20 protein-coding genes and 1 tRNA gene are annotated in these 23451 nt (G+C 34.1%); 17 read left to right on the top strand and 4 right to left on the bottom strand.

Annotated features, from left to right (window positions below):
- The first annotated feature begins 91 nt into the window (after positions 1-91).
- From DM397_RS22945 to DM397_RS23845, 3 genes are all read left to right on the top strand, one after another.
- Positions 92-2632, top strand: a complete 2541-nt coding sequence (locus tag DM397_RS22945; RefSeq protein ID WP_111380061.1) for a heavy metal translocating P-type ATPase — start codon at positions 92-94, stop codon at positions 2630-2632.
- A 321-nt stretch (positions 2633-2953) separates the two neighbouring features.
- Positions 2954-5197 (top strand): multicopper oxidase family protein, encoded by a 2244-nt coding sequence (locus DM397_RS22940; RefSeq protein WP_239457904.1) that lies wholly within the window; start codon positions 2954-2956, stop codon positions 5195-5197.
- A 136-nt stretch (positions 5198-5333) separates the two neighbouring features.
- A complete protein-coding gene (locus DM397_RS23845) occupies positions 5334-5492 on the top strand; it encodes a hypothetical protein (RefSeq protein WP_162615514.1) in 159 nt (52 codons plus the stop codon).
- Positions 5493-5674: 182 nt separating this feature from the next.
- On the opposite strand, the gene DM397_RS22935 is transcribed toward DM397_RS23845, so the two are convergent.
- Positions 5675-6127: a DUF4442 domain-containing protein gene (locus tag DM397_RS22935; RefSeq protein WP_111285737.1), complete on the bottom strand. Its 453-nt coding sequence runs from the start codon at positions 6125-6127 to the stop codon at positions 5675-5677.
- Between the two features lie 230 nt (positions 6128-6357).
- Here DM397_RS22935 and DM397_RS22930 point away from each other — a divergent pair, with 230 nt between their 5' ends.
- From DM397_RS22930 to DM397_RS22910, 5 genes are all read left to right on the top strand, one after another.
- Positions 6358-6837, top strand: coding sequence for a DUF4870 domain-containing protein (locus tag DM397_RS22930; protein ID WP_239457903.1), 480 nt, complete (start codon positions 6358-6360; stop codon positions 6835-6837).
- A 126-nt stretch (positions 6838-6963) separates the two neighbouring features.
- A complete protein-coding gene (locus tag DM397_RS22925) occupies positions 6964-7296 on the top strand; it encodes a PadR family transcriptional regulator (RefSeq protein ID WP_008464689.1) in 333 nt (110 codons plus the stop codon).
- Between the two features lie 3 nt (positions 7297-7299).
- On the top strand, positions 7300-9051 hold the full coding sequence (locus DM397_RS22920) for a PspC domain-containing protein (RefSeq protein ID WP_111380059.1): 1752 nt from the start codon (positions 7300-7302) through the stop codon (positions 9049-9051).
- A 3-nt stretch (positions 9052-9054) separates the two neighbouring features.
- Entirely contained in the window at positions 9055-9789 is a 735-nt protein-coding gene (locus tag DM397_RS22915; protein WP_111380058.1) for a head GIN domain-containing protein, read from the top strand.
- An 83-nt stretch (positions 9790-9872) separates the two neighbouring features.
- Positions 9873-10727 (top strand): GIN domain-containing protein, encoded by an 855-nt coding sequence (locus DM397_RS22910; RefSeq protein WP_239457902.1) that lies wholly within the window; start codon positions 9873-9875, stop codon positions 10725-10727.
- 394 nt (positions 10728-11121) lie between these two features.
- On the opposite strand, the gene trxB is transcribed toward DM397_RS22910, so the two are convergent.
- Entirely contained in the window at positions 11122-12069 is a 948-nt protein-coding gene (trxB, locus tag DM397_RS22905; protein WP_111380055.1) for a thioredoxin-disulfide reductase, read from the bottom strand.
- 258 nt (positions 12070-12327) lie between these two features.
- On the opposite strand from trxB, the gene DM397_RS22900 reads away from it, so the two are divergent.
- Both DM397_RS22900 and DM397_RS22895 read left to right on the top strand, forming a co-directional pair.
- Complete coding sequence (locus DM397_RS22900; RefSeq protein ID WP_111380053.1) at positions 12328-13350, top strand: cytochrome-c peroxidase; 1023 nt, start codon at positions 12328-12330, stop codon at positions 13348-13350.
- A 176-nt stretch (positions 13351-13526) separates the two neighbouring features.
- Positions 13527-13601 (top strand) — tRNA-Pro (locus tag DM397_RS22895).
- A 381-nt stretch (positions 13602-13982) separates the two neighbouring features.
- On the opposite strand, the gene DM397_RS22890 is transcribed toward DM397_RS22895, so the two are convergent.
- Entirely contained in the window at positions 13983-16154 is a 2172-nt protein-coding gene (locus DM397_RS22890) for a pectate lyase family protein (protein WP_111380298.1), read from the bottom strand.
- Between the two features lie 229 nt (positions 16155-16383).
- On the opposite strand from DM397_RS22890, the gene DM397_RS22885 reads away from it, so the two are divergent.
- From DM397_RS22885 to DM397_RS22855, 7 genes are all read left to right on the top strand, one after another.
- Complete coding sequence (locus DM397_RS22885) at positions 16384-16788, top strand: septal ring lytic transglycosylase RlpA family protein (RefSeq protein ID WP_111380051.1); 405 nt, start codon at positions 16384-16386, stop codon at positions 16786-16788.
- Between the two features lie 221 nt (positions 16789-17009).
- Positions 17010-17777: a ParA family protein gene (locus DM397_RS22880; RefSeq protein WP_008464569.1), complete on the top strand. Its 768-nt coding sequence runs from the start codon at positions 17010-17012 to the stop codon at positions 17775-17777.
- 5 nt (positions 17778-17782) lie between these two features.
- Positions 17783-18685 (top strand): ParB/RepB/Spo0J family partition protein, encoded by a 903-nt coding sequence (locus DM397_RS22875; protein ID WP_111380049.1) that lies wholly within the window; start codon positions 17783-17785, stop codon positions 18683-18685.
- Positions 18685-19245: a DUF5683 domain-containing protein gene (locus DM397_RS22870; protein ID WP_111380030.1), complete on the top strand. Its 561-nt coding sequence runs from the start codon at positions 18685-18687 to the stop codon at positions 19243-19245. The genes DM397_RS22875 and DM397_RS22870 overlap by 1 nt, the downstream gene beginning before the upstream one ends.
- 38 nt (positions 19246-19283) lie before the next feature.
- Positions 19284-19985 (top strand): 4-hydroxy-tetrahydrodipicolinate reductase, encoded by a 702-nt coding sequence (gene dapB / locus DM397_RS22865; protein ID WP_111380029.1) that lies wholly within the window; start codon positions 19284-19286, stop codon positions 19983-19985.
- Between the two features lie 57 nt (positions 19986-20042).
- Positions 20043-21596 (top strand): signal peptidase I, encoded by a 1554-nt coding sequence (lepB, locus tag DM397_RS22860; protein WP_111380027.1) that lies wholly within the window; start codon positions 20043-20045, stop codon positions 21594-21596.
- 96 nt (positions 21597-21692) lie between these two features.
- Positions 21693-22307 (top strand): WbqC family protein, encoded by a 615-nt coding sequence (locus DM397_RS22855; RefSeq protein WP_111380025.1) that lies wholly within the window; start codon positions 21693-21695, stop codon positions 22305-22307.
- 85 nt (positions 22308-22392) lie between these two features.
- Here DM397_RS22855 and DM397_RS22850 read toward each other — a convergent pair whose 3' ends face one another.
- Positions 22393-23439 carry an endonuclease/exonuclease/phosphatase family protein gene (locus DM397_RS22850; protein ID WP_162615513.1) on the bottom strand — a complete coding sequence of 349 codons (1047 nt, stop codon included), beginning with the start codon at positions 23437-23439 and terminating at the stop codon, positions 22393-22395.
- Positions 23440-23451 lie beyond the last annotated feature (12 nt).

The following is a 23451-nucleotide window of genomic DNA, read 5'->3' as shown; positions in this document are numbered from 1 at the left end:
TAGTAAATCTTACAAATCATTCCCAAAATTCTACAAACCTAACTCCCAGATAGTTCGGAAATTTGCATTGTAATACTTAAAAACCAATACAATGACTCATCAATATATAATTTCAGGAATGTCGTGTGACGGCTGCCGCAAAAAAGTAGAGAAAACTTTAAATGAAGTTGAAGGCGTTCAGGCAGAAGTAACTTTAAATCCTCCAACGGCAACCATAACGATGGAGAAACACGTTCCTACTGAAAAGTTTCAGGAAGTTTTATCTGCAGCTGGAAAATATACTATTGAAATGGATTCTCCTAAAAATCATGGAGAAACTGCCGTTAAATCTTGCTGTTCTAGTCACAAAAAAGAACATCACGATCACAATCATCACAAAACAGAAACAAAAAAAGTGCATCAGCACAGTGCCAATGGCGTTTATTATTGTCCAATGCATTGCGAAGGTGACAAAACATACAACAAACCTGGAGATTGTCCAGTTTGCGGAATGGATTTAGTTCCGCAAGTTGCCATCACAGCAACACAATTTACTTGCCCGATGCATCCTGAAATCGTTTCAAACGAACCAGGCGATTGCCCGATTTGCGGAATGGATTTAGTTCCTATGCAAGCCTCCGAAAGCGAAGAAAACAAAACCTATACTGATTTATTAAAGAAGATGAAAATTGCGATTTTATTTACGCTTCCTATTTTCATTATTTCCATGTCAGAAATGATTCCGAATAATCCGCTTTACAATATAATGTCTATTGAAAAATGGAATTGGGTTCAGCTTTTATTTTCAATTCCCGTTTTGTTTTATGCAGGATGGATGTTTTTCGTTCGCGCTTACAAATCAATCGTGACTTGGAATTTAAACATGTTTACTTTAATAGGAATTGGAACAAGTGTAGCTTTCCTATTTAGTATTGTCGGAATGTTTTTTCCTGATATTTTTCCATCCGAATTCAAATCGCATCATGGAACGATTCATTTGTATTTTGAAGCTGCCACGGTTATTATCACTTTAGTCTTATTGGGACAGCTATTAGAAGCTAAAGCGCACGGACAAACGAATGGTGCTATTAAAGAATTATTAAAATTAGCACCAACAGAAGCTACTTTGGTTGAAAATGGAATTGATAAAGTAATCTCCATTCACAATATCAAAAAAGGCGATTTACTTCGTGTAAAACCAGGAGAAAAAATTCCAGTTGACGGAAAAATAACTTCTGGCGAAAGCAATATTGATGAATCGATGATTACTGGGGAACCAATTCCCGTAGATAAAAAAACAGGCGATGCCGTGATTTCTGGAACTATAAACGGAACAAAATCATTTGTTATGATTGCTGAAAAAGTTGGTTCAGAAACCATGTTGTCGCAGATTATCCAAATGGTAAATGATGCCAGCAGATCTCGCGCTCCAATTCAGAAATTAGCCGATCGCGTTTCTAAATATTTTGTTCCAACTGTAGTTATCATTTCGATTGTAACCTTTTTTGTTTGGGCAAAATTTGGTCCAGAACCTGCTTACGTTTACGGATTAATCAATGCAATTGCGGTTTTAATTATCGCCTGCCCTTGCGCCCTTGGACTCGCAACTCCGATGTCGGTTATGGTTGGTGTTGGAAAAGGTGCTCAAAACGGAATCCTGATCAAAAATGCTGAAGCCTTGGAAAACATGAATAAAATTGATGTTTTAATTACCGACAAAACAGGAACAATTACCGAAGGAAAACCATCTGTAGAAAAAATCTATGCCATAAATAATGACGAAGATTTTCTGCTTCAAAACATTGCTTCTCTAAATCAGCATAGCGAACATCCTTTGGCGCAAGCCGTAGTCAATTTCGCGAAAGCAAAAAATACTACTTTTAGAGAAGTTCAAGGTTTCGAAACTATTGCAGGTAAAGGTGTTTTAGGAACTATAGAAAACATAAGTGTCGCTTTAGGAAATAAAAAATTAATGGATGAAATTGGCGCTTCTGTTTCTAATGATTTAGAACAAAAAATAATTTCTGAACAGAATTTAGGAAAAACTATTTCGTACATCGCCATTGAAAAAAGCGTTTTAGGTTTCGTAGCCATTACCGATGCCATCAAAGAAAACAGCGCGAAAGCCATTAAAGAATTAATCGCTCAAGGGGTTGAGGTTATCATGATGACTGGTGACAATCATAATACGGCAAAAGCTGTTGCCGAACATTTGCATTTGAGTTCTTTCAAAGCAGATTGTCTTCCAGAAGATAAATTAAAAGAAATTCAACGTCTTCAAGCACAAGGAAAAATCGTTGCCATGGCTGGAGACGGAATCAATGATGCGCCTGCTTTGGCTCAATCCAACATTGGAATTGCAATGGGAACAGGAACTGACGTCGCGATTGAAAGTGCTAAAATCACTTTGGTAAAAGGCGATTTAAATGGAATCGTAAAAGCCAAAAACCTCAGCCATGCTGTAATGTCAAATATTAAACAGAATTTATTCTTTGCTTTTATATATAACACTTTAGGCGTGCCAATTGCAGCAGGAATTTTATATCCGTTTTTAGGAATATTGCTTTCGCCGATGTTGGCTGCTGTAGCAATGAGTTTAAGTTCTGTATCTGTAATCGTAAATGCGTTGCGATTGAGAAATTTAAAATTGTAAGTTGGAGCTTAATTATTTTAACACATAGAAACATTCCCAATAACTATACGGAATGTGGTTAAAGGCGTTTCACTAATTTAAATGAAGCTGTGCGAAAAAAATTAGGCAAAAAATACGCTTCGGAGAAGCGAAATATTTATAGACATAGTATTAGTCTCGATCGTAAAAGCTCCAGCGGAGTGACAACTTTTTTTCATTGACCGTATATTTCGCTCCGCTGGAGCTCTTTTATATTAACGGAATTGAATTTCTATAAATATTTAGCTCCGCCGGAGCTTAACAAAATTAAATTGTTCTCAATTGATTTAAAATTATAAACTAATGATTAAGATTAAATATATACTGATCCTTTTTTTAATTGCTTTTCAGCTAAAGGCTCAGAAAGTTGTGCGTTACGATTTACATGTTCGCGATACGATTGTCAATTTTTCAGGTAAAGAAAAACGGGCGATTTCCGTTAATGGACAAATTCCGATGCCAACTTTGACTTTTACCGAAGGTGATATTGCAGAAATTTATGTGCATAACGAATTAAAAAAAGAAAGCACTTCGATGCACTGGCACGGATTATTTCTGCCCAATAAAGAAGACGGAGTTCCATATCTTACGCAAATGCCAATTGAACCTGGAACAACTCATAAATATACTTTTCCAATTATTCAAAACGGAACGTATTGGTATCATAGTCATTCTGGCTTGCAGGAACAAATTGGTTTATATGGACTTTTTATCATAAATAAGAAAAAAGACGATCCCACAATTAGAAAAGGTATTGACGATTTGCCGACGATTCCAGTTATTTTAAGCGAATGGTCAGACTTGAAACCCGAGAATATTCAGCGAATGCTTCACAATGCCAACGATTGGTTTGCTATCAAAAAAGGAACAACACAAAGTTATGCAGAAGCCATAAAACAAGGACATTTTTCGACCAAAGTGACCAACGAATGGAAACGAATGAATGCAATGGATGTGAGCGATGTTTACTATGAAAAGTTTTTAATCAACGGAAAAAACGAACAGCAGTTTTCAGATCTTAAGCCAGGCTCAAAAGTTCGATTGCGAATTGCCAATGGTGGTGCTTCCAGCTATTTCTGGCTAACTTACGGTGGAGGAAAAATTACAGTTGTAGCCAGCGACGGAAATGATGTTGATCCTGTAGAAGTCGATCGCTTGATTATTGCCGTTTCTGAAACTTATGACGTTGTCGTTACCGTTCCCGAAGACCATAAATCTTTTGCTTTTTTGGCTACAGCCGAAGACAGAACGGGATCTGCATCTCTATTTTTAGGAAGTGGAGAAAAACAGCCTGTTCATCATCTTTCGAAATTAAAATATTTTGAAGGGATGAAAATGATGAATGATATGATGAAAATGAACGGCGAAATGAACGACATGGGCATGAATATGACTTTGAACAAAATGGACATGAATGCCGTAATGTATCCTGAAATTTCTGGTGAAGATGAGAATGCAAAACCTAAAATGGATCATTCGAATCATAATATGGAAGACATGAAAATGGAAAGCGATAGCACTGAAACTCCTGAAATTGTAACTTTGAATTACGGAATGCTGAAATCTCCTTTTAAAACTAATCTTCCAAAAGATGCACCTGTAAAAGAATTACGTTTTACGCTTTCTGGAAATATGAATCGTTATGTTTGGAGTTTGGATAATAAAGTGGTTTCTGAAACCGATAAAATCTTAATTAAAAAAGGAGAAAATGTTCGTATTGTTTTATACAACGGTTCGATGATGCGTCACCCAATGCATTTGCACGGACATGATTTTAGAATTCTGAACGAACATGGAGATTATTCTCCACTAAAAAATGTGATTGATATTATGCCAATGGAAACCGATACGATCGAATTCCAAGCCAACGCAGATGGCGACTGGTTTTTTCATTGTCATATTTTATACCACATGATGGCCGGAATGGGAAGGATTTTTACTTACGAAAATTCAGCTCCAAATCCGTTAATACATCATCCGGAAATGGCTTTCAAAATGTTGAAAATGGATGACAGAATGTTTCATTTTATGGCAGAAAATGATTTTGCCACAAATGGAAATGATGGTGAAGCGATGTTTAGCAATACGCGTTGGAGCATTGGAACCGAATGGAGATTGGGTTATAACGATAAACATGGTTATGAAACCGAAACTCATATTGGCCGTTATTTTGGAAAAAATCAGTTGCTAATGCCTTTTATTGGTTTTGACTGGCGATACCGAAAAATGGGAATGGACGAACAGGAACAGAATCTTTTTGGTCAAAAAAACACCAAAGACAATCGTTCGGTTTTTAGTGCCGGTGTCGAATATACTTTACCAATGCTCATAAAAGCACAAGTTGAGGTTTATACTGACGGAAATGTAAGAGTACAATTTGAACGAAAAGATATTCCGCTTTCGCAAAGACTTAGAATGAATTTAATGTGGAATACTGACAAAGAATATATGGCAGGATTGAAATATATCGTTGGCCGTAACTTCGGAATCACAACGCATTATGATAGTGATATGGGAATTGGATTTGGGGTTAATCTTAACTATTAAATACCATAGTGGAGACTTTACAACTCATTAACAGATTTTACAAAAACATTAACAATTTGTAAGAATAAGCTATAAGAATTCGAATTATATTTGATTCACCAATTATAATCTCTAACACAAAAAACATTTAAACAAAATGACAAAAGTAATCACCGTAGTAACAGTTGCTTTCTTTTCTATTGGCGTAATGGCTCAGGACACAAAACCAACAACAAAAGACAAAACCAAAAAAGAATCGTGCTGTAAAAAAACAACAGACAAAAAAGACACAAAATCTTGCTGTGTTAAAAAATAATTGAAATGCTAATTTCAAGATAAAGGCCTCAAAAAATATTTGAGGCCTTTTTTATATTTATTTCTTTGCCACTAATTCCGCGAATTAACGCGAATTAATTTGTGTAAATTAAATAACTCATTTAGTTTTCCAACTTAAAAATTAGTGAAAATTTGGGAAATTCGCGGCAAAAAGATTCAAAACTATTTCACTCGAATACTCCACTCAAAATCCATTTCTGAAACTTGAACACCTTCTTCGTTTGTTCCAATAGATTTCATCCAAAACGTCTGTCCTTCTCCAGTTTCTATTGTTTTTTTGATGGCATCAGCAATTAAATGTCCGTCTTTGCAGACAAATGTAATTCGTCCCGTAGCTTTTTTTGTGAAGTTACCTTTGTTGTTGGCTACTAACATAGAAATCTTTTTACCGCTTTGCTGAATTTGAGAAATCACCAAAGCTCCAGTTGTCAACTCAGCCGCCATTGCCTGAACTGCAAAATACATCGAGTTAAACGGATTCTGATTGATCCATCTGTGTTTTACTGTGACTGTACAACTGCTATCGTTTATATCTTTTACACGTACTCCGCAAAAGTATGCCGAAGGCAATTTGAATAAGACGAATTTATTAAGTTTTGATACCGAAAGTGCCATAGAATATATTTTTTATGTAAAAATACAAAAAAACTATGCACGCACAATAAATTATTAAACTATCAAAATAATCTCAATAAATACGGCACTTCCGAATGATTTTCAGCAATTTAAACAGAATTTCCTACTTGAATATTTGTTAAATTTTTGTTAATAATTAGTACTATGCAAAACAAGATACTGTCTTTTAGACATATATTTGCATAAGAAATTACTATATACTTTTAATCATGGAAACAACAACACCACTCATCATGGAAAAAACATCAGAAAAGAATACGGCAGCATTTACTCATTTGAGTACATTAAGCCAATATATAATTCCGTTTGGAAACTATATTTTTCCGGTAATCATTTGGACCAACTATAAAGACAAATCTGAATTTGCAGATCATCACGGAAAACAGGCTTTGAACTTTCAATTAAGCATTTTGCTTTATTCTTTGATTTTAGCGCTTATTGCGATACCAATTTTTATAACAGTAGTTTTACAAAATATTCCAATCGAAGCATTTATGTACAATGAGAATCTTGTAATTAGAAATTTCAACTTCGAAGGGCACATTGGAACTTTAAGTGTAGGCATAACAGCTGTTATACTTTTCGGATTATTAAAATTTGTTGAATTCTTTTTGGTAATCTACGCTTCGATAAAAGCCTCAAATGGAGAATTATACAAATATCCAATTACGATTCCTTTTATAAAGTGACACTAAAAAATTAAAAGTTATAGTCGAAACATCAATCAAATCATATAAGTTTCGAAATCAATCATCAATCAAATCATCATCAATCAAAAAACGAATTGTTCAATCAAAAAAAAACAAAATGAAATTATGAACATTGAAAACACAAAAGCACAGATGCGCAAAGGTGTTCTTGAGTTTTGCATCCTATCTGTATTAAAAGAAAAAGACGCATATACATCTGAAATATTAGACACTTTAAAAAACGCAAAATTACTAGTTGTAGAAGGAACCGTTTACCCGTTGTTAACTAGATTGAAAAATGACGGTTTACTAAATTATCGCTGGGAAGAATCGACCTCTGGGCCACCACGAAAATATTATGGATTAACCGAAATAGGACAAACATTTTTAAACGAACTTAGCGGCACTTGGACAGAATTATCCGACGCCGTAAATCTAATCACCAATCAAAATCAATAAGTCATGAACAAAACAGTAAATATTAACTTAGGCGGGATGTTTTTTCACATCGATGAAGATGCATACTTAAAATTGACACGCTACTTTGACGCTATAAAACGATCACTTAACAACTCATCTGGTCAGGATGAAATCATTAAAGACATCGAAATGCGTGTTTCTGAATTGTTGACAGAAAAACAAAAAAGCGAAAAACATGTTGTTGGACTGAAAGATGTTGACGAGGTGATTGCGGTAATGGGTCAACCAGAAGATTATAGAATTGAGGACGAAGAAAACGCAAATCAATCTTTCAATAACTATAATGCAAGAAAACACAAAAAATTATACCGTGACAAAGAAAATGGTATGATTGGAGGTGTGGCAACAGGTTTGGGGCACTACTTTGGAATTGACGCTGTTTGGATTAAAATCATATTCTTAATCTTTGTTTTCGCAGGTTTTGGAACTGGAATTTTAGCTTACTTCGTTCTTTGGATTGTAACTCCTGAAGCAGTTACAACTTCTGAAAAATTGGAAATGACAGGAGAACCAGTAACTATTTCGAACATCGAAAAAAAAGTTCGCGAAGAAATTGATTCACTTTCTGAGAAATTCAAAAATGCAGATTATGACAAAATGGGAAACCAGGTAAAGTCGGGAGCTGGGAGAATAAGTAGTTCATTTGGAGACTTTGTCATGACGGTTTTTAAAATCTTTGCTAAATTTTTAGGAGTAATTCTAATTATATCAGGGATTAGTGTTTTAATCGGATTATTAATTGGAGTTTTTACTTTGGGAACAAATATCTTTATTGATTTTCCATGGCAAAACTTTATAGAAGCCGGAAACTTTACTGATTATCCTATCTGGTCATTTGGTTTATTAATGTTCTTTGCTGTTGGAATTCCGTTTTTCTTCTTAACTCTTTTAGGATTTAAACTGTTATCTCCAAACTTAAAATCAATTGGAAACATTACAAAATATACGCTTTTGGCTCTTTGGATTATTTCTATCGCAATTCTTACAAGTATTGGAATCAAACAGGCAACTGAAATTTCATATGATAATAAAGTTGTAGAGAAAAAAGTTCTAGCAATCAAACCTGTCGATACTTTATACATCAAGTTCAAGTACAATGATTATTATACAAAAAGCTTGAACCATTATAGAGAGTTCGAATTTGTACAAGATTCTGCAAACAACGAATTGATTTATTCTAATGATGTACGTTTACATGTATTACACACAGACGAATCGGCTCCGTTCATTCAGATCGAAAAAAGCGCAAGAGGAAACTCTTTTACAAACGCTAAAAAAAGAGCAGAAAAAATTAATTATAAGTTTCAAATTAGCGGAAATCAATTACTTTTGGATAACTATTTTCTGACAGATGTAAAAAATAAATTCAGAGGACAAGAAGTTGACATTTACCTTTACTTACCAGAAGGGCAATTGGTTAAACCAGATTCTTCTGTAAGAGATTACTATAACTCAGACGACAATTTCTTGGAACTGAATTACAACGGAGATTACAATTACAAAGTTGTAGGATCTAAAGTAAAATGTTTAAACTGTCCAGCTGATGAAGACAATAACAACGAGAATGAAAATGACTATGAAAATGACTATGAGAATGACTACGAAAATAATACTGGTAGCTCAAATGATACTATAAAAGAAGTTTCGGTTAAAATTAATGGAAAAGAAGTTTTAAACGGAAAAAAAGGAAAATTAACTATTGATAAAAACGGAGTTGTAATCAAAACTAACTAAACCATGATAAAAATAATCATTCATATTACGAAATTTATAATTGCAACTGTTACAGCTTTATTGTTTGCTTCATGTAATTTTAACATGAATGCAATTGAAGGAAGCGGGAATGTTACAACAGAAAAAAGAACTGTTCAAGGAGAGTTTAAAAATATCTCTGTAAGCAACGCCATAGATGTGGTGGTTGTACAGTCTGATGCTACAGAAATTACAGTTGAGGCTGATGACAATCTTCAAAAAGAAATTGTTACTAAAGTAGAAAACGGAACTCTTATTATTGAATGTAAATACAGCTCTTTCCGTAACATTACATCAAAAAAGGTAACAGTAAAAATGCCTGTTGTCCATAAAATTGAAGCTTCTAGTGCTTCAACTGTTGAAACTGATGGACTTGTTCAAGGTGAAGATGTTACTTTGGAAGCTTCGAGCGCAGCATCGATGGATGTTAAAATCGAATCTGACAGAATTGCAATAGATGCTGGAAGCGGAAGTTCTATCGATATTGAAGGAAAAGCTTTAAGCCTAACGACTTCGGTTTCAAGTGGAGGAAGTATTGATGCTGAAAAATTAATAGCAAATGATGTTCATGCAGATGCCTCTAGCGGAGGAACAGTTTCTGTACAACCGGTCTTAAGCTTAAAAGCAGACGCTTCTAGCGGAGGAAATATTAATTACAGCGGGAATCCAAAAACGGTTGAAAAATCTTCAAGTTCTGGAGGAAGCGTAAGCAAAAGCTAAAAAAGCAACTGTTAAATATAAACGAAATCATTCATCAAAAGTGGATGATTTTTTTATATTTGTCAAAATCAAATCTAGAATTAATGAAAAAAAGTACCGCCCTACTCTTATTATTATTTGTTACGACTCTGACTTTCGCTCAAAAAAGAGAAAAAATTAAAGGTTCTAAAATTGTAACTACCTCAATAAAAGAAGTTGGAAGTTTTGATGCTCTTGAAGTCGATGATAATCTAGAAGTTTATCTGGAACAAGGAGAGAAAAACGAAATTAAAATTGAAGCCGATGATAACCTGCACGATATTGTAGGAATGGATTTAAGAGAAAAAACACTTCGATTATATACTAATAAAGAATCTAGTATTTTTAAGAAACTATCTGTTAAGGTTACGTATACTAAATCATTGAATAAAGTAATAACCAAAAATGAAGCGATAGTGTATGCTATTCAAGAGCTACAATTAGACGACATTACAATGAATTGTATGGACTTTTCTAAATTGTATTTGAATGTAAATTCAAAAAAATTCACTCTAATTGCAGATGATAAATCAAGAACAGAATTAAACTTAAAAGCAGAGGAAGGAAGTTTGCAATTGAGTAAATATGCTGGAGTTAAAACATTGGTTTCTGCTATAAAATTCAAATGCGATTTGTATCAAAAAGCAACCGCAGCAATTGAAGGAATTGCCGAAAAAGCAACTATTAGATTAGACAATAGCTCTGTGTTTACAGGAACAAAATTTACTTTGAAAGATGCAAATGTTACCGCTGAAGGTTCTGCCGTTGCTACAATATTAGCAGATACGACTATCGCAATTGCCGCTGGAGATAAGTCAGAAATTTCATTGTATGGTGATCCAAAAATAGAGCTTACACGTTTTAGCGAAGAAGCAAAACTGATAAAAAAGCCAGGTGCAACAAAAGCAACGACATTGTAAACTTTTTAAAGTTTAAAATCAATATAACGGAAAAGAAAAATCCCAGTCTAAAAAATTTTTTAGACTGGGATTTTTCTTTTCCGTTAGGAATATCTGGTCGGTAGAAAAAATAATTATGTCTTTACATAGTGTCCTGTAGGGATACCTTTTTTACGGAATGAATGCCGTAAACATAATCAAACGTTCCTAAGGAACGTATACCTGTGAATCTAATTAAAAAATCTATCAACCAGACATTCCTACAGAATAAATAACATCTTAAAAAAATTAAACCGGAACAAAAATAATTCTATTCCGGTTTAATTAATTTTATATTACAAATCGAGTCAACCTTTTTGAAGACAACTCACAAAAATTTCAGCGTTTCTAAAACTTGAAACCCCAACCTTTTAACTTATTCCTTTGAAGCCAAATATCTTTCAGCATCCAATGCTGCCATACATCCTGTACCTGCAGCCGTAATTGCCTGACGGTATACATGATCTGCAGCATCTCCTGCAACAAATACACCGTCAACATTTGTTTTAGATGTACCAGGAGTATTTATAATATATCCTGTTTCGTCAAGAGTAATGTAATCTTTAAAAATATCTGTGTTTGGTTTGTGTCCAATTGCCACGAAGAAACCAGTTGCAGGAATTTCGATTGTTTCGCCAGTTGTTTTGTTTAAAGCTTTAACGGCATGTACTACATTATTGTCTCCTAAAACTTCAACAGTATCGTGATGCATTAAAATCTCGATATTTTCAGTTTTACGAACACGCTCTTCCATAATTTTAGAAGCTCTAAATTTATCGCTTCTAACCAACATTGTAACTTTTTTACAAAGTTTCGATAAGTAATGCGCTTCTTCACAAGCAGAATCTCCTGCACCAACAATCACAACATCTTGATTTCTGTAGAAGAATCCGTCGCAAACCGCACATGCAGAAACTCCACCACCCATATTTAAATAGTGCTGTTCTGATGGTAATCCTAAATATTTAGCTGAAGCACCTGTAGAAATAATTACAGTTTCACAGTGCAATTCGATTGTATCATTAATCCAAACTTTATGAATATCTCCAGAAAAATCAACTTTTGTAGCCCATCCATCACGAATATCTGCACCAAAACGTTTTGCTTGTTCCTGTAACTGAATCATCATTTCTGGTCCTGTAACTCCATCTACATAACCTGGAAAATTTTCAACCTCATTTGTTGTAGTCAATTGACCACCTGGCTGCATTCCTTGATATAACACTGGATTCATGTTAGCTCTAGCCGCATAAATTGCCGCAGTATAACCTGCAGGGCCAGAACCTATAATAAGGCATTTAATTTTTTCGATTGTATTTGACATAGTATAGTTCAATTAATAATTTGATGGTGCAAAAGTAAGTTTTTATTGTTGGAAAAAAGAACTCGGTTAATCAGTTTTTGTTATTCTCAAATAAAGAATAGTGAACAAAACCTACTTTGATATGACCTCATTTTTTTTTCGCCCTCCAATAATAATTGGATTTATTTTAAATTCAAAATAAATCTGATTACATGATAATAATCAGTTTAAAAAAATAACACTTTTCTTACATTGTGTAATTATAAAAATCTATTACCAATGAAAAAAACACTCTCAATTGCTGCTGCTTTAGTGATAATGATATCCTGTAAAAAAGAATCTACAGAGCAAGATTTCTCAAAAAATCCTATTGGTGAGAAATCTGAACTATTAACAAAAGCGTCCAATTTTTTTAAATCTGTTTCCACAGTTCCTGAAGAAAACATTCCCCAAGAAAAAATTGATTTAGGAAAAAAGCTTTTTTATGACAAAACATTGTCTAAAAATGGAACAATAAGCTGTAATTCCTGCCATAATCTTTCGACTTTTGGCGTTGATAACAAATCTGTTTCAGAGGGAGATACCAAAGAACTTGGAGTTCGCAATTCTCCTACAGTTATTTACTCTTCTCTTCATGCTATGCAGTTCTGGGATGGTCGAGCTAAAAATGTAGAAGAACAAGCTAAGGGGCCTTTGCTAAATCCCGTAGAACATTCCATTCCGAACGAAGCCTTTTTAGAAAAAAAGCTAAGATCAATTCCTGAATATCAAGCACTTTTTAAAAAAGCCTACCCTAAAGATAAAGAACCTATTACTTTTGATAATCTAGCCAATGCCATTGGAGCTTTTGAACGTAAATTAATACCAAAAAGCAAGTTTGATGATTACTTAGACGGAAACGAATCTGCCCTCAATGATCAGCAAAAAAAAGGATTGAATTCATTTATTGATAATGGATGCATTACTTGTCATGGAGGCGTAGCGCTTGGCGGTCAAATGTTCCAGAAATTTGGGGTTTATGGAGATTATTCTAAAATGAATGGTAGTAAAAAATTAGACAGAGGTCTTTATGATATTTCTAAAAAAGAAGGCGATCAATTCCTATTTAAAGTTCCGAGTTTACGAAATGTAGAAAAAACAGCACCCTATTTTCATGATGGATCAGTTACTTCGCTGAAAGAATCAATAAAAATAATGGGCAAACTACAACTCAACAAAGATATACCCGATAATGAAGTCAATGATATGGTGGCATTTTTAAAAACCTTAACCGCAGATGCTGATGCGAGGTATAAAAAATAAGAAGTCTATTTAAAAGATTACCTTAAATAACTGTAATTTCATATCGTAAGATGCAAATTTTAGCAAATAAAATCCCATTTAAAACATTCATCTCAAACCACTTAAAAAATAAGTTTTATTTATTTTGAGATTTTCCTTTTAAAAATAGAATTTATTACTATATTTGCATCCGCTTTCGGGGTGTAGCGTAGCCCGGTTATCGCGCCTGCTTTGGGAGCAGGAGGCCGCAGGTTCGAATCCTGCCACCCCGACAAAAGTCTTTTCATTTATCTGGAAAGACTTTTTTTTTTGCTTTAAACTCAAAATAAAAATATTAGCGAACGGTTATCACGTCCCGATTCCAATCGGGAAGGCCGCAGGTTCTCCCGAAAGCTTTCGGGACTGCCACCCCGACAAAAGTCTTTTCATTTATCTGGAAAGACTTTTTTTTGCTTTAAACTCAAATAAAAAACTTTGCACCTTTGTCAGCTATTTCCTAAACACACTAGAAACGAAATAAATAGTATTCGCCACGAATTCACGAATTATTTTTCTAAATACTTTACTTAATATTATTCGAATTAATTCGAATAAATAATCGCGAAGATTAAAAAAAATAATTCGTGAATTCGTGGCGAAAAAAATCTTTCTTACTATTTTTCCATACTTATATAAGCAGGATACGATTCCTTATTAGGTAAAATAAATTCTTCATCAAAAGGCTGTGTTCCTTCTCCATTATTATATGATGTCACGCGTTTTACACCAGTTGCCGTACTTCCACCAATACTATTAATAACATTCTGAATATTTCCAGGTCCTGCAAAACGTGTGATACACATTTTTTCTAGTTTTACATTTGAACTATTAGGCGCCTCAAAACCATTTTTCTTATTCACATTTCCGTCAGTTCCAGTAAAAACAGCATAAGATCCCATTCCTATTGTGTTATGCTCTTTTACTGTATTAGCCACTTTAAATGCGGCATAACCATCAACTCTTCCACCTTGGCTGCTCCAGCTCGCTTGATTTGGCGCATCGTATGGCGGTTCGTTCTGAAAGAAAAATGTTCTTCCGCGCTCACCAAGCCATAAAACTTCATATTCCTGATAATGTTCTACAAACAATGCATACAGCGTAACATCATTACCCGCAACAATAAGTCCGTTTTTACATCTATCTCTTTTCCAGCGTGCATCACCACCTTTCTGCGAACCATGATCGGCACGCCACAACCAGAAATGATCTCCCACAACATTATTGCTATTAATCTGCATAGAAGCCTGAATCTGAATATTTTTTGATTGAACTCCTCCAACTCGACAAGTAATATCACTCAATAAAATAGGATCTTTTGAATGATCTGCATTTACCCCTTCGTTACCAATTCTAACCTGATACGTTGTACTATTTAATGAATCCATCAAAAGTCCAGCAATGATAATTCCGTCTTTATCATCAGCATAAATACATCCCCAAATATTTTTCTCGGTCGGCTCTAGCGTTACAGAAGCAATACCTGCTCCCAAAAGTATCGCATCTTTTCTGTTCACCTGAATCGGAGCATTCAATGCATAATGTCCTGGAGTAAAAAATATATTTTTACCTGCTTTCAGAGCTGCATTTATCTCAACATCAGTATCTCCTTCTTTAGCAACGTACCACTTTGAAATCAAATCTTGAATTTCACCTTTTCCCATATCAGCCGAGGACCATGAAACACCTACTCTATCCTTTTGCCATGCTGGAACAAATACTTTATACTCTCCATCATTATCAATAAAAAGAAAAGGTTTTTCTCTAATAATTGGCGTCGTCGGAACTGGCGAATTAGAATCATTTTCTTGTGGAGGATTTACACATCCCTGCCAAACCATATTATAAGAACCTCCCATAGCTCCCGAACCCGAAGGAAAAACAGTATTTCTTGTATACCACTGCTGCTGTCCACCCCAATTTGGTCTTGATGATGTATAATGAGCATCTGCAATAAAACCGCCACTACCCCAAAAGTTTGTATCTCCAATATCCGAAATATATTTTGATGTACTTTCAATCAATAATCTTCTTGCACTGGTCGATTGAGAAACAGTCCACGAGAAATCACGCATTACTTCAACATTTTCTACAGAACGCCAAAATGTACAAGTTGCATTTGCTCCGCCCGAAAGATGAGGCCTTGTAAATATTGCTCCCAGTTTAACATCTGATGGCACTTTTCCCAATCCTCCAATATGAGAGTAAAACCCTAATTCTATAGCATTTGCCTCTCCTGACGATGCAGAACCCGATCCACCAACATCATAAGTTTGTCTGTTTACATTTGGTTTAAAATAATAAGCCTGACGTTTTGTTGTCCATTCGCCATTTGCTCCTCCTAAACCAATACTGCCAAATTGCGAATTGATATCATTTCGAGCTGTTTCAGCTTTTTCATGTTTCCTGTCGTAGAAATACATATGATCACCAAAAATCTGATTTTCGAGTGAGATTATAATGGTAATATCATCTCGGGTTACTTTATAATAATTCTCGTATTTATCTACATTTGGTTTATTATCGATAAATGTCAATTTAGAAGTTGATCCTACCGATACAAAATCAGATGCTAAACGACTGCCTCCTCTAGTGATTATATAATTCCCCGAAGAGCCAAAAGCTGACCATGATAATGTAAACGTATGCTTCTTTTTGTTGTAAACAATTTTGCGCTCAATTTTTTTATTTCCTTCTATTTTTTCATTATTCGAAGGTGACAAAGTAAAACTGCATAAAAGCAGCAGAAATGCAAATGCCGTAAATAATGAAATTACTTTTTTACTCATAATAATGTTCATTTTGTGGTTTGATAGATTGTAATAATTGTATTTTTTTAAAAGTCCAAAATAGCAATAATCTCCAACCTTCACGTCCGTTTTTGATCTCAATTTTCTTATCAAAAACACTACAAAATCAAGAAAATTTGTCTTTTTATGACATAAATAAACCTTATTGAATATATCTGTTTTTCTTTAATAGCTTTTTTTTGCCCGCAAATAGCAAGAGAGAAATAAAATGAAAAAGATTCTATTGTTTACTGCCATTGTTTTTTCTAATATCATAATCGCGCAAGAAAAGAACAACACTACTATCGATTCATGTTCAGTAGCGAAAGAAGGCGTATTATTTAAGACAAATGCTCACGCTTCTTATTATCATGATAAGTTTAATGGAAGAAAAACAGCGAGTGGCAAAAGATTCAACAACAATGATTTTACTGCAGCACATAAAAAGTTCCCTTTTGGAACGAAACTAAGAGTAACAAACGAAGCGAACAAAAAATCTGTTATTGTAGAAATTACAGATCGTGGTCCTTTTGCAAAAGGAAGAGAAATTGACCTCAGTAAAAGGGCTTTTATGGAAATTGCATCCAATAAAAAAAGCGGCTTAGTATATGTTACTATTGAAATTTTAAAATAGATCCAATTTATCTAATCAAAATTTTGGTTTCCGTCTTTTTGTAGTTAGAATATCGTCTAAATCATCCATAAAACTTATTAATAATTTTATTCATAACTAAAATTATTTTCCATCAAACTCCCATAAAACCCCGATTAGACACACTTTCACAAATGTTAACAAAATAGATTTTCAGAAACCATAAATAATTGTATTTTTACGGTTCAAAATTCAGAAAATAAATGGGCAAAATCATTGCTATTGCTAATCAAAAAGGAGGCGTTGGAAAGACTACTACATCAGTAAATCTTGCTGCCTCATTAGGTGTTTTAGAAAAAAAAGTATTGTTGATCGACGCTGATCCACAGGCCAATGCTACATCTGGTCTAGGAATTGACGTTGAAACAGTTGAAACCGGAACTTACCAAATACTTGAGCATACTGTAACACCAAAAGAAGCCGTTTTAAAATGTACAGCTCCAAACGTTGACGTGATCCCTGCTCACATTGACCTTGTTGCTATCGAAATTGAATTGGTTGACAAAGAAAACCGTGAGTACATGCTTAAAAAAGCATTGGAAGAAGCAAAAGAAGAATATGATTATATCATTATCGACTGTGCACCTTCTCTAGGTCTGTTAACCCTGAATGCTTTAACAGCAGCAGATTCTGTAGTTATTCCTATTCAGTGTGAATATTTTGCACTTGAAGGGTTAGGAAAATTATTGAACACTATTAAGAGTATTCAAAAAATACACAACCCAGATCTTGACATTGAAGGTTTATTGCTAACCATGTACGATTCAAGATTACGTTTATCGAATCAGGTTGTAGAAGAAGTTCAAAAACACTTTAACGACATGGTTTTTGACACTGTAATTCAGCGAAATGTAAAATTAAGTGAGGCTCCGAGTTTTGGAGAAAGTATCATCAACTATGATGCTACAAGCAAAGGTGCCGTAAACTATATTCATTTAGCACAAGAAATTATAAAGAAAAACAGTAAATAGTTTTTATGACAAAAGTAATTAAAAAACAAGCCTTAGGAAGAGGATTATCTGCCTTATTAAAAGATCCGGAAAACGACATTAAATCAGTAGAAGACAAAAATGCTGATAAAGTTGTTGGAAATATCATTGAACTTGAAATAAGTGCAATTGAAATAAATCCGTTTCAGCCTAGAAGCAATTTTAATGAAGAATCATTACGCGAATTAGCCACTTCTATTAAAGAACTTGGTGTAATTCAACCTATTACTGTTCGTAAATTAGATTTTAACAAATACCAGTTAATCTCTGGAGAACGTCGTCTTCGTGCATCTAAATTAGTAGGACTTACTCATGTTCCCGCTTACATCCGTATTGCAAATGACAACGAATCATTGGTTATGGCTTTGGTTGAAAACATCCAGCGTCATGACTTAGATCCAATTGAGATTGCTTTATCATACCAGCGTTTGATTGACGAAATTCAATTAACTCAAGAACAAATGAGTGAAAGAGTAGGTAAAAAACGTTCGACAATTGCCAATTATTTACGTCTTTTAAAATTAGATCCGATTATTCAGACCGGTATTCGTGATGGTTTTATCAGCATGGGACACGGTAGAGCAATTATCAACATTGAAGATTTAGACGTTCAAACTGATATTTACCAAAAAATAGTTAGCCAAAATTTATCTGTTCGTGAGACAGAAGCCTTAGTTAAAAACTACCACGAAGGCCAACAGCCTAAAGCTGATGGAAAGCCTAAAGCTGAATCTGCATTTGTGGTAAGAGAAACACAAAAGAACACTTTCAACGATTATTTTGGCTCAAAAGTTGATATAAAAGTCGCTGGTAACGGAAAAGGAAAAATTACAATTCCATTTAATTCTGAAGCTGACTTTAACAGAATTATAAAATTAATAAACGGATAGTGAATAAGATTGTCCCCATTGGTTTATTGTTCTTTCTAACAGGAACCGTCTCTCTTTTTGCCCAAGCAAAAAAAGACACGGTTTTGGTCGTAAAAGACACTACTGCATTAGAAGAAATAGACCCGCTTACACCAGCAAAAGCAGCTTTCTATTCTGCTGTACTACCAGGTTTAGGTCAAGCATACAACAAAAAATACTGGAAAATTCCATTGGTTTACGGAGCAATCGGAACCAGTTTGTATTTTTATATAGACAACAATAAAAAATACCATGATTATCGTGACGCCTACAAACGAAGATTAGAAGGCTATAACGATGACAAATATCAATATTTGGATGACAGTCGTCTTATTGAAGGACAAAAATTCTACCAAAGAAACAGAGATTTATCTGCTTTATTTGTGGTTGGTTTCTATGTCTTAAATATTATCGATGCCAATGTGGATGCCGCTCTAATACAGTTCAATGTCAACGAAAGGCTTTCAATGCGTCCAGAAATTTATCCCGACGACGTAACATTTAAACCAAATGTCGGACTAACCTTTAATTATAAGTTTTAATAGATCATATTCTATTTAAAAATCAAAAACAAATCATAATGAAAATCGCGCTTTTAGGATACGGAAAAATGGGTAAAGTAATCGAAAGAATTGCTTTAGAAAGAGGTCATGAAATAGTTTTAAAGAAAGATGAATTTAACACCTACGACGGACTTTCGACAGCCGATGTTGCCATTGATTTCAGCGTTCCATCAGCAGCGGTTAGCAATATTTCTGCTTCTTTTAATGCTAATGTTCCTGTAGTTTCTGGAACAACTGGATGGTTAGAACATTATGACGAAATGATTGCGCTTTGCAACGAGAAAAAAGGAGGATTTATTTCTAGTTCTAATTTCAGTTTAGGAGTAAATATCTTCTTCGGACTGAATGAGTATTTAGCTAAAATCATGAAACAATTCGATTCTTATAAAGTTTCGATGGAAGAGATTCACCATATCCATAAACTTGATGCCCCAAGTGGAACCGCTATTTCTTTAGCTCAAGGCGTTATTGAAAACAGCAATTACGCTAACTGGACTTTAGAAGAAGCAAAAGCAAACGAAATTCATATTGAAGCAAAAAGAATCGGAGAAGTACCCGGCACTCACACTGTAAATTACGACTCTGCTATTGATAGCATCGAAATCAAACATACTGCTCACAACCGCGAAGGTTTTGCTCTTGGTGCTGTTATTGCTGCAGAATGGTTGGCAGGAAAACAGGGAATTTTCTCTATGAAAGATGTACTAAACTTACAATAAATTGACCAAAACTCAAGATCTTCAAAAGCTTGAGTTTAAAACTTAAAATACAATATTATGACATTTTACTCTTGGTTCGTATTTTTCCTAGGTGTTCAAATTATTCACTTTCTTGGAACATGGAAATTATATCAGGCAGCAGGAAGAAAAAGCTGGGAAGCTGCAATTCCCGTATACAATTCCATTGTTTTAATGAAGATTATTGGACGCCCAACATGGTGGACAATATTGCTTTTTATTCCAATCATCAACCTAATTATGTTTCCTGTTGTATGGATAGAAACACTAAGAACATTTGGTAAAAAATCAACTTTAGATACTATTCTAGGTCTTTTTACTTTAGGTTTTTATATCCATGTGGTCAATTATACTCACAAATTAGAATACAATAAAGACCGTAAACTAACTCCAGAAAATAAAGCTGCAGATACTGTTAGTTCTTTATTATTTGCCATCATCGTAGCAACATTAGTACATACTTATGTTGTACAGCCTTATACTATTCCGACATCGTCATTAGAAAAATCTTTATTGATTGGTGATTTCTTATTTGTAAGCAAATTAAACTATGGACCTAGAGTTCCGATGACAACTGTTGCATTGCCAATGGTTCACGACTCTATTCCTATGACAAAGAGCAAATCGTATTTAAGCTGGCCACAATTGCCATACTTAAGACTACCTGCTTTTCAGAAAATAAACCGTTGTGATATTGTCGTCTTTAACTGGCCTGTCGATACGGTTCACTATTTCTTTGAGCCAAAAGGAAGACCTGGTGTAATTAAACCAATTGACAAAAAATCAAATTATGTAAAAAGATGCGTTGGTATTCCTGGAGACAGTTTATCAATAAAAGATGGTTATGTTTTTATTAACGGGAAAAAATTAGTTTTACCAGAAAGAGCTAAACCACAATATTCATACGCTGTAGCATTAGACGGAAAAACACCAATTGACTTTGAAACTATTTTCAAAGAATTAGACATTACAGATCCTGCAGGCTTTAGAACAGAAAAAAGAGACACCCTTTATTTAGGAGCCTTAACAGAAGCTGGAGCAGAAAGATTCAAACACACTCCAGGAGTTACTGCCGTAATCAGAAAAGTAGACACAGGAGACAACAACGACATTTTCCCTCACATTAACAAATGGAACCAAGACAATATGGGACCAATTTATATTCCTGAGGCAGGAAAAACAGTTGCTTTAACAAATGAGTCTCTTCCTTTCTATAAAGAGATTATTACCAATTATGAAGGAAACACCTTAGAATTGCAAGGTTCAAAATTCATAATTAACGGAAAACCGGCAACAACATACACCTTCAAACAGAACTACTACTGGATGATGGGAGACAACCGTCATAACTCAGAAGATAGTCGTTACTGGGGGTATGTTCCAGAAGATCATATCGTAGGAAAACCAGTATTCATTTGGATGAGCTGGGACACTAACGGTAAAGGCATCAACAAAGTTCGCTGGAGTAGAGTATTTACCACTGTAGATGGAGAAGGCCAGCCTCACTCTTACTTTAAATACTTCTTAATACTTCTAGCTATTTATTTCGTTGGAGATTTTATCTGGAAAAAAAGAAGAGAGAATAAAGCATAATAAAAAATAAGTTATTTTTGTTTCAGGTTTCAAGTTTCAAGTTCACACAAAAACTTGAAGCTTGAAACCTGAAACGTTTAAACAAGAATTAAAACTATGAATTCCATAATACTTCCAACATATTTCCCATCTATTAGTCATTTTGCTGTTATAGCACAATCTGACAGTATTACTTTTGAAATGGAAGACAATTTTCAGAAACAGACCAATAGAAATAGAACCTATATCTATAGTCCAAACGGAATTCAATTATTAAATATCCCTGTTAAGCATTCTAAAGCAGCGCATCAAAAGACCAAAGACATTTTGATCGAAAACGAATTTGATTGGCAGAAACAGCATTTTAAATCGCTTGAAGCTGCATACAGAAGCTCACCTTTCTTTGAATATTTCGAAGATGACATTACTCCTATTTTCGAGAAAAAACACCAATTTTTGATGGATTTAAACTTCGAAGTTTTAGACGTTGTGACGAAATGCCTTCGAATGAAACTGGAATTCGGAAAAACTACAGAATACTTTCATGAAGTTGCTGATCTTACCGATTTCAGATATTTGGCAAACGGTAAAAAAGACACTAATTCTTTTGAAAAATACACTCAAGTATTTGATGACAAACATGGTTTTATCAACAATTTAAGTGTTTTAGATTTGCTTTTTAATGAAGGTAAATTTGCAATGGATTATTTAAAAACGCAGAAAATCATATAAGTTGTGAATTGTGAATTGTAAATTGTGAATTACACTTTTGACTTTCGACTTTTGACTTTCTACTTTCTACTTTCGACTAAAAAAATCATTCCACCGAAAGTCTTGTCATAATAGGATAATGATCTGAATTTTCAAAGTCAGAAAAGCTTTCAAACTGCTTTACTTTCATTTTACTGTCTGTAAAAATGTAGTCGATTCTTGCAGGGTAATATCTAAACTTATAAGTTGCACCAAAACCTTTTCCTGCTTCTTCAAAAGCATCTTTTAGCTTGCCTTTGATACTTCTATAAACATAAGAAAACGGACTGTTATTCATGTCTCCACAAATAATAATTGGGTAATTGCATTTTTTGATATGCTCTTTAAAAATTTCAGCCTGTTCTTGCTGTTGCGTGAATCCCTTACTGATTCTAGCATAAATACGCTGTGATTTTTTCTGATTCACATTATCAATATCATCAGAAATCTCGCTTACATCTGGAGATATCTTAATGGATTGCAAGTGCATATTATAGACACGAATAATATCTTTTCCGCGCTTAATATCAGCATAAACTACATTATTGTCTGACTTAGGAAAAATGATATTTCCTTGATCAATAATAGGAAACTTAGAAAAAATAGCCTGCCCAGTTTTAATTTTCTTCCCATCAATAAAAATATAACGGTGCGGATACACTTTTAAATCCAAATGTGCCGAATTTGAGTATTCTTGAATGCACAAAATATCAGGATCTTTTTCGTCTATAAAAGCCTTTATATTTGACGGAATATCATCACGATCCAGCCATTTAAAAACATTAAAAAGACGCACATTGTAACTCATTACAGAGAAATCCTTTTCGTCTTTCACATATTCTTTTCCAGAAAACTTATAAAACTTACTGATGAACGTAATTCCGGTCAGCAGAACCAAACCAGACAAAATAAGACGTTTTTTAAACTGAATTCCCCAATAGATAAAGAACAATATATTAGCCACAAAAAAAGCAGGCATAAACAAAGTAAGCACCGATAAAAGCGGAAAACTTTTAGGTGCTAAAAAAGGCAAAACATAGACGCTAAATGTAAGCACAGTAAGCACTATGTTCAAAAAGAACATTATTTTATTAAACCAAGAAAGGTTTTTCATATTTAAGTCTCC

The sequence above is a fragment of the Flavobacterium nitrogenifigens genome, assembly GCF_003254565.1.
Lineage (GTDB): Bacteria > Bacteroidota > Bacteroidia > Flavobacteriales > Flavobacteriaceae > Flavobacterium > Flavobacterium nitrogenifigens.
This window is presented reverse-complemented; position numbering and strand designations above follow the sequence as displayed.